Below are 7982 nucleotides of genomic sequence, written 5' to 3'. Positions count from 1 at the left end.
CTTCGCAAACGCCGAAAACCTCTAACCCGGACGCCCGACGAAATCGCAAGCTTTTGCGCACCAAAGCCCCAAACCCTTGCGAAATCGAATACTTGAAACCGCAGAAAACCCCAACMAGCGCCGGCGCTTGCAGGTTGTTCACGACCGTCAAGCTTGCAGCGCGAGTTCCCCAGTACCTGTTCGGGCACTCGCAAATCGCTGCTCAATCTGACAAAATTCCCTGCTCTCCCAAAACCAATGCGGACTCATATCGCCTTGTTTTGGAACAGTTTTTTCCTATGCCAGAGTCGCTAGACGCCTCGATTGAGCCAGGAGAATCACTGCGAAATCCCTGAAAGCAGGGAATTGCTTTGTCCCGCACGAAGTGAAGCAGCGCTCTGGATTAATAGCGGCACGATTAGGCATCTCGTCCCGACTTCGTCTCCGCCTGTTCGACCCGCTTCTAGGAGGCCCTGCCTTAGGCCGCGCGCCCCGCCTTAGGCCCACCCCGTCCGCCAGACCGCGAACTTCGCCTTTGTCTCCGCATTGGCCGGATAAAGTCCGAAAATGGTCTCGCCAGCGCGGACACGCTCTTCGACGAAATCCTCATAGGCCGTCTGCTCATAGGCCTCCTCAGCGATCTCATTGGCGAGATGCGCCGGGATCACGCAGACTCCCTCACCGTCCCCGACCACAATGTCACCGGGGAATACCGGTACATCGCCACAGCCGATCGGGACATTGATATCGGCCGCGTGGTGGCGGATCAGATTGGTCGGAGCGCTCGGCCGGCTGTGAAAGGCCGGAAACGGCATCTGGGCGATGTCGGGCGAATCGCGGAAGCCGCCATCGGTGACGACGCCGGCAACGCCCCGCTGCATCAATCGCGAGACCAATATGCCGCCTGCCGATGCCGCGCGCGCATCCTTGCGGCTGTCGATCWCCATGACATGGCCGGGCGGGCAGGCCTCGACCGCCTTGCGCTGCGGATGCTCGATATCGGCGAAAACCCCGAGATGGTCGAGATCTTCGCGCGCCGGGATGTAACGCAACGTATAGGCCTCGCCGACCATCCGAGGGGCCGCAGTTCCGAGCGGCCGCACGTCCTGGATGAAAACATTGCGGAAGCCACGCTTGAACAGCGCGGTCGTCAATGTGGCGCTGGAGACGCGCTTCAGCTTTTCGCGATTTTCGGGGGTCAGCACGGACGTCATCGGAAGGTGATCCTCATTCGCTCAAAGGAGGCGGCATTCGACGCTGATGATCGCCGCCCCGGGGCCGCTATTCCGCGCAGCCCCGGAATGCCGCTCTTGGTCAGGACATGGCAATCGCGTTTCACTCGATCTTTACATTCGCMTTCTGCGCCACCTCGGCCCAACGCTTGGTTTCGGCGGCGATATGGGCGGTGAAATCGGCCTGGCTCGAGCCAACCGGGTCGACCCCAAGCTTCCTGAGTTGCTCGACGGTTGCCGGCTCGCGCATGATCGCCTGCACCTCGGCAGAAAGCTTGTCGACGATCGGTTTCGGCGTCGCGGCAGGCGCAAAGAAGCCGTGCCAGGAGGTCGCGGCATAGCCCGGAATGAACTCGGCCAGCGCCGGCAAATCCTTGGCCACGGCGAGCCGTTCCGGCGTTGCGGTCGCGAGTGCCCTGATCTTGCCGGCTTCCACATGCGGCCACGCTATGGTGATGTTGTCGAAGGAAAGCTGGATCTGCCCGGAGAGCAGATCCTGGGTCACCTGCCCGCTCGATCGGTAGGGTACATGGGCCATATCCGTGCCGGTCGCGACCTTGAACAACTCGGCAGCCATATGCGTCGAGGTGCCGGCACCGGACGAGCCGAACGAGTATTTCCCCGGGTTCTTCTTCAGCAGTTCGATGAGTTCAGGCACCGACTTCGCCGGCAGGTCGAGATTGACCATCAGGATATTCGGCACGCTCGCCACCTGCGAGATCGGCGCAAAATCCTTGATGTGGTCATAGGGCATCTTGCTGTAGACGGCCGGGTTGATCGCATGGGTCGAGACCGTGCCCATGGTCAGCGTGTAGCCGTCGGCCGGCGCCCTCGCGACGGCCGCGACACCGGTGTTGCCGCCCGCCCCCGCCCGATTTTCGACGATGAACCTACCATTGAGCCGCACTGCCAGCCGCTCGGCCAGGATTCTGCCGAGAAGGTCGGTCGTGCCGCCGGCCGCGAAGGGCACCACGATGGCCACGACCTTCGAGGGATAATCCGACTGCGCCAGGGCAGCCGGGGCGATCATCAGGCAGGCGGCGGCCATCGCCGCGCGTCGCGTCAAACTCATCAGGTCTTCCTCCCTTGTTGCAGCGCCCGCGCAATTCGCGCCGGCTCGACCCTTCCCGGGCTCCTTGCCGCAGGGCATAGCACAGCATTTCAGATTTGAAATCTGAAATTTCAGACTTGTTCGGACTTGATGTTTGTGATGTTTGATGCGGCGATGCAGGGCGGAACGCCGGAGCCCGATCGGGATTTCGGTGCCTCCCCCGCACATGCTGGGACTATGATGACCGAGACCACCACGATCGAACCCGTCGCCCCTCACCTGCTGCGCTCCTTGCGCGAGCATGTGCATGAGCGTCTGCGTCGCGCGATCGTGGCCGGCAGCTTCCAGAACGGGGAGAGGCTGAACGAGCGTCAGCTCGCCGAAATGCTCGGCGTCAGTACAACCCCGGTGAAGGACGCGATCCGTAAGCTCGAAAGCGAAGGGCTTGTCCGCACAGAGGCACGACGCGGCGTCTTCGTGCTGTTCTCCGCGCGCCAGGCTCTGGAGATGGCGCTCGGTCGTGCCGCGATCGAGAGCGTGATGGCGCATATCGCCGCCAACCGCATCAGCGACGCCGAAATCCGCGACATGTCGCGGCTGATCGACGACATGGCGCACGCGACCGAGCACAGCGCACTCGAGGACCTCGTCAATTTGAACGAAGCCTATCACGGCGCGATACACCGGATCTCAGGCTGCACCTATCTGGAGCGCCGGCTCGACGGGCAGCGCATGTATGATCACGCCCAGCGCATCGCACTGCTCGGCGAGCAGGACGAACGCCGCCAGGGTTTTGTCGAACACCAGGGAATCTTCGAGGCGCTGGCTGGGCGCAAGCCGCAGCTCGCCGAGCAGCGAATGAGGAGCCACATCGTGCGCTCGGCCAAGAGCCATGTGCGCCAGGTGTTCGGCTCGGATGCGGAGGGATTGGCCTATGACGAATGACCGTTTGCGAACCGCATTACGCGGAATTTCGGGTGTGCATGTCACAGCCTGGAAGGGCGACGGCGAAGCCGACTGGGCCCTGACCGGCCAGATCGTCCGGCGCATTGCGGAGGCCGGGATCCACAATATCGTCTCGGCAGGAAATACCGGCGAATTCTACCCGATGACCACCGACGAGGTGGTCCGCAGCCACGCTGTCGCCGCCGAGGCCTCAGCCGGCAAGTCGCTGGTCACGGCCGGCATCGGCCGCTCCCTTCGCGAAGCGATTGCGACCGGCAAACTCGCAGTTGCGGCCGGTTGCGATGCGGTGATGGTGCATCACCCGCTCGATCCCTTTGCCGCGCCGCAATCGCAAGCCGATTACATTCTCGCCATTGCCGAGGCCCTGCCGATTCCGGTCGTCGCCTATATCCGCTCCGACGCGATCGGCGTGAAGGACCTCGCCCGCGTCGCGACCCACGCCAATGTCGCCGGCGTGAAGTTCGCGTCAAACAACATGATGCTGCTGGCCGAATGCGTGCGCGCGACCCAGGGCACCAGTGCGAACTGGATCTGTGGACTGGCCGAAGGCTGGGCCGCACCGTTCCACGCGCTCGGCGCCCGCGGCTTCACCTCCGGACTGGTCAACGTCGTGCCCGAACGCTCGCTGGCGATCTGGCGGGCGCTGGAAGGCAACGATTATGAACTCGCCCGACACCTCGTCGACGAGATCGCCGGTTTCGAGACGCTGCGTACCAAGTATGGCAACGGCGCCAATGTGACCGTGGTCAAGGAGGCGCTCGGCCTGCTAGGCACGCCGGTCGGCCCCGTCCGCCTGCCCGGCCTTCCCGAACTGAACGAGAGCGAGCGCGCCGAGCTGCGCCGTGTCGTTGCTGGCTGGGGCGCACGGCAAGCAGCAGCGGAATAGCCGCGAACGTCATCGCAGAGCACTGCGACAAGGCATGCAGCCCGCATCCCCGCCGGCGCACTGCGCGCAATGGCGGTCAAGACCACAAGCAAGAAACATCCGAGGAAACACCATGCCCCACCCCCGCAAGACGCCCGAGACGCTGCGCAGCAGGCGCTGGTTCGGCGCCAGCGACCTGCGTTCCTTCGGTCATCGCTCGCGGGCGCTGCAGATGGGCCTCAATCACGAGGAGTTCATGGGCAAGCCGGTCATCGGTATCCTCAACACCTGGTCCGAGATCAACCCCTGTCACACCCATTTGCGCGACCGGGCCGAGGCGGTGAAGCGCGCGGTCTGGGCCGCGGGCGGTTTCCCGGTCGAAATCCCGGTGATGTCGGCCTCCGAGCAGTATCAGAAGCCGACAACGATGCTCTACCGCAACTTCCTGGCGATGGAGGCGGAGGAATCGATCCGTTCCCATCCACTCGACGGCGCGGTGCTGCTTGGCGGYTGCGACAAGTCCACGCCCGCCCTCGTGATGGGCGCATGCAGCGCGGGCCTGCCCTTCATCTTCGTGCCGGCCGGCCCGATGCTGCGCGGCAACTGGGCCGGCAAGGTGCTGGGTTCCGGGGCCGATGTCTGGAAATACTGGGCCGAGAAGGAAGCCGGTAACATCACGGACGGCCAATGGCGCGAGATGGAAAGCGGTATCGCCCGCTCGCACGGCACCTGCATGGTGATGGGTACCGCGGCGACCATGATGAGCCATGCCGAGGTGCTCGGCCTCACCTTGCCCGGCGCCTCCGCGATTCCCGCCGCCGATGCCGCCCACCCCCGCATGGCCGCGGCTGCGGGAAAGCGCATCGTCGAAATGGTCTGGGAGGACCTGACCCCCGACCGCATCCTGACCCGCAAGAGCTTTGAGAACGCGCTCACTGTCCATATGGCGGTGGCGGGCTCGACCAATGCGATCATCCACCTGATCGCGATGGCGGGTCGGGCTGGCGTGCCGCTGACGCCGGAGGATTTCGATACCTTCTCGCGCACGGTGCCGGTGATCGCTAACCTGCGGCCGTCCGGCGATTTCCTGATGGAGGATTTCTTCTATGCCGGCGGTCTGCCCGCCCTGTTGAAACAGCTTGAGAGCAAGCTGCATACCGACGCCATGACAGTGACAGGAAAGCCACTTGCCGAGACGATCGCGCTCGCACAGGTCTATGATGACAACGTCATCCGTCCACTCGACAGGGCCGTCTCGACCGCCAACGGGCTTGCCGTCCTGAAGGGCAATCTTGCGCCCGATGGCTGTGTCATCAAGCCTTCCGCGGCCGAGCCTCGGCTGCTCCAACATCGCGGCCCGGCTCTGGTTTTCGAGGATTACGACGCGATGATGCGCGCGGTGAACGACGAGGACCTCGATGTCACCGCCGATCACGTCATGGTCCTGAAGAACTGCGGCCCGGTCGGTGGCCCGGGCATGCCGGAATGGGGCATGCTGCCCATTCCCAAAAAACTGCTGAAGCAGGGTGTGCGCGACATGCTGCGCATTTCGGACGCTCGCATGTCCGGCACCAGCTACGGCGCCTGCGTGCTCCATGTCGCGCCGGAGGCTTATATCAAGGGGCCTCTCGCGGCGGTTCAGACCGGCGACATCATCGTTGTCGATGTCGAGGCTCGCAGTATCTCCGTCGAGCTTAGCGACGACGAAATCGCCGGTCGCCTCGCCACTTGGTCACCACCCGACCGCAATTATGCTCGCGGCTATGGCCGCATGTCCGCCGCCCATATCCGCCAGGCCGACAAGGGCTGCGATTTCGACTACCTGGAGGGCACGGCCAAGGTGGCGGAACCGGAGATTCACTGAGCGACCTCAGAATGACCACGGCCGTGGAAGCAGCAAGCCTCACGACAGACCAAACCTGCCTTGGACTGGCCGAGAGCCCAGGGCATTATCGATGCGAGCGCCGAAATGGCGTGGCTAAGGCGATGGGGCAGTTGATGACGATGGGGTATGACGACACGCTCTCCTTCGACCCACGCCTTGCCTACGAGATGCCGACCAATTCACAGATCGAGCAGGAGCGCTGGGTCTTCGCCATGTGCAATGGCAGGCGTGGCGGCCGCTTCGCCGAGATCGGCGCCTTCGATGGCGTCCTCCACAGCAACAGCTACTTCCTCGAAACCGAACATGGCTGGACGGGTGTGGCGGTCGAGCCCAACCCCGAACTTTTTGCGAAGCTCCGGCAGAACCGCACGGCGATCTGCCTGGAAAAGGCTGTCTATCGCGAGTCCGGCAGGGTCCTTGACTTCGTTGCCTCCCAGGAGATCGGCACTCTCGAGGAGTTCGCCGACAGCGACGGTTATGCCAGGCATCGTCGCCAGGTCGTCGCGGAGAAGGGCCTGATCCAGGTCGAGACCATCACCTTCAACGAGATCGCTGCGATGGGTGATTTCGCGCTAAACGGCTTCGACTATGTCTCGCTCGATACGGAAGGCTCCGAACTCGACATTCTGCGCAGCATCGACTTGGCTCGCCACCGGATCCCGCTCTTCACCATCGAGCACAATTTCGTCGAGCCGCGCCGGGAGGAGATCAGGCTCCTTCTAGCCGAGGCCGGCTATGATCGGCTCAATGTCGGCTTCGACGACTGGTATTTTCACCAGCAGCTCCTCTGCGAACGAAATCACGGCGCCGCGGTCGATCTCGACGGCATCAACCGGTATTTCAAGAGCCTCTACAAGGATTAGCTGGCGTTCCGACAGGCCCATGGCGTGCCTCCTCCCAGCTTGTGTTGACGCGTTTTCGCAAGTCTGGAACAAGCTCACGCACGAAACAGCCGCCCCACGGGTTCGGCGTAAAGCGCGAGTGCAATGTGAATTCGGAAGCCGCGCAGCGCTTCATCGAGCGCACCCATGATCGCTCCTTGACCATCGGCATCATTGGCCTGGGCTATGTGGGCCTTCCACTCGTATTGGCGGCGCTACGCAAGGGCTTCAGCGTCATCGGCTTTGACATCGATCGCGACCGCGTCGCGCTGATCAATTCCGGCCAGAGTGACATCAAGCACATCCCGTCCGAACCGATCGCAGAGGGCATCAGCAGCGGCCGGTTCGCCGCCACGACCGACTTCGATCGGCTGTCCGAGCCGAACGCCCTGCTCATCGCCGTGCCGACGCCGCTGACGCGGCACCGCGAGCCGGACATGTCATATGTGGTCAAGACTGCAGAGGCGATCGCGCCCCGGTTGCAGCGCGGCCAACTGATCGTGCTGGAATCGACGACCTATCCCGGAACCACAGACCAGGTGATGCGTCCGATCCTGGAAGGCGTATCCGGGCTGGCAAGCGGCCAGGATTTCTTCCTGGCTTACTCGCCTGAACGCGAGGATCCGGGCAACCCCAGCTTCGGCACATCGGATATCCCCAAAGTGGTCGGGGGCGACGGGCCAGATGCCTTGGCAATGGCCGACGCGCTCTACAGCGCACTTGTGGTCAGAACGGTGCCTGTTTCATCAACCGCAACCGCGGAAGCCGTCAAGCTGACCGAAAATATCTTCCGAGCAGTCAATATCGCGCTCGTCAATGAGCTGAAGCAGGTCTACAGCGCGATGGACATCGACATCTGGGAGGTCATCGAGGCGGCGAAGACCAAGCCCTTCGGCTTCATGCCCTTCTATCCGGGCCCCGGCCTCGGTGGCCACTGCATCCCGATCGACCCCTTCTACCTGACGTGGAAGGCGCGCGAATACGACATCACGACGCGCTTCATCGAGCTCGCAGGCCAAGTCAACACCCATATGCCCTATCTGGTGGTCAACCGCCTGGCGGAGCTGGTCGATACGCAGCTCCGCAAGAATTTCAGCGATGCCCGTATCCTCGTACTCGGCAT

At 63.2% G+C, this 7982-nt stretch carries 7 protein-coding genes; 5 read left to right on the top strand and 2 right to left on the bottom strand.

What is annotated here, in order from left to right; translation table 11 throughout:
* Positions 1-476: 476 nt before the first annotated feature.
* Positions 477-1193: a ribonuclease activity regulator RraA gene (locus tag AC1D34_RS30300; protein ID WP_476826208.1), complete on the bottom strand. Its 717-nt coding sequence runs from the start codon at positions 1191-1193 to the stop codon at positions 477-479.
* A 121-nt stretch (positions 1194-1314) separates the two neighbouring features.
* Positions 1315-2283 carry a Bug family tripartite tricarboxylate transporter substrate binding protein gene (locus AC1D34_RS30295; RefSeq protein ID WP_476826207.1) on the bottom strand — a complete coding sequence of 323 codons (969 nt, stop codon included), beginning with the start codon at positions 2281-2283 and terminating at the stop codon, positions 1315-1317.
* 219 nt (positions 2284-2502) lie between these two features.
* Here AC1D34_RS30295 and AC1D34_RS30290 point away from each other — a divergent pair, with 219 nt between their 5' ends.
* The 5 genes from AC1D34_RS30290 to AC1D34_RS30270 all read left to right on the top strand — a co-directional run.
* Complete coding sequence (locus AC1D34_RS30290; RefSeq protein ID WP_476826206.1) at positions 2503-3207, top strand: GntR family transcriptional regulator; 705 nt, start codon at positions 2503-2505, stop codon at positions 3205-3207.
* Complete coding sequence (locus tag AC1D34_RS30285) at positions 3197-4114, top strand: dihydrodipicolinate synthase family protein (protein ID WP_476826205.1); 918 nt, start codon at positions 3197-3199, stop codon at positions 4112-4114. Before AC1D34_RS30290 ends, AC1D34_RS30285 begins: the two co-directional genes overlap by 11 nt.
* Before the next feature lie 112 nt (positions 4115-4226).
* Positions 4227-5957: an L-arabinonate dehydratase gene (araD, locus tag AC1D34_RS30280; RefSeq protein ID WP_476826204.1), complete on the top strand. Its 1731-nt coding sequence runs from the start codon at positions 4227-4229 to the stop codon at positions 5955-5957.
* Positions 5958-6067: 110 nt separating this feature from the next.
* The gene (locus AC1D34_RS30275) at positions 6068-6841 is read left to right on the top strand and encodes an FkbM family methyltransferase (protein ID WP_476826203.1); all 774 of its coding nucleotides are present in this window, start codon (positions 6068-6070) and stop codon (positions 6839-6841) included.
* 125 nt (positions 6842-6966) lie between these two features.
* Positions 6967-7982, top strand: a 1016-nt coding sequence (locus AC1D34_RS30270) for a nucleotide sugar dehydrogenase (RefSeq protein ID WP_476826202.1), incomplete at its 3' end; no start/stop codon positions are given.

This window comes from Allobosea sp. P1_A7, assembly GCF_056406775.1.
Note: the sequence above shows the minus strand (reverse complement) of the source record. Positions and strands in the feature narration are given on the sequence as shown.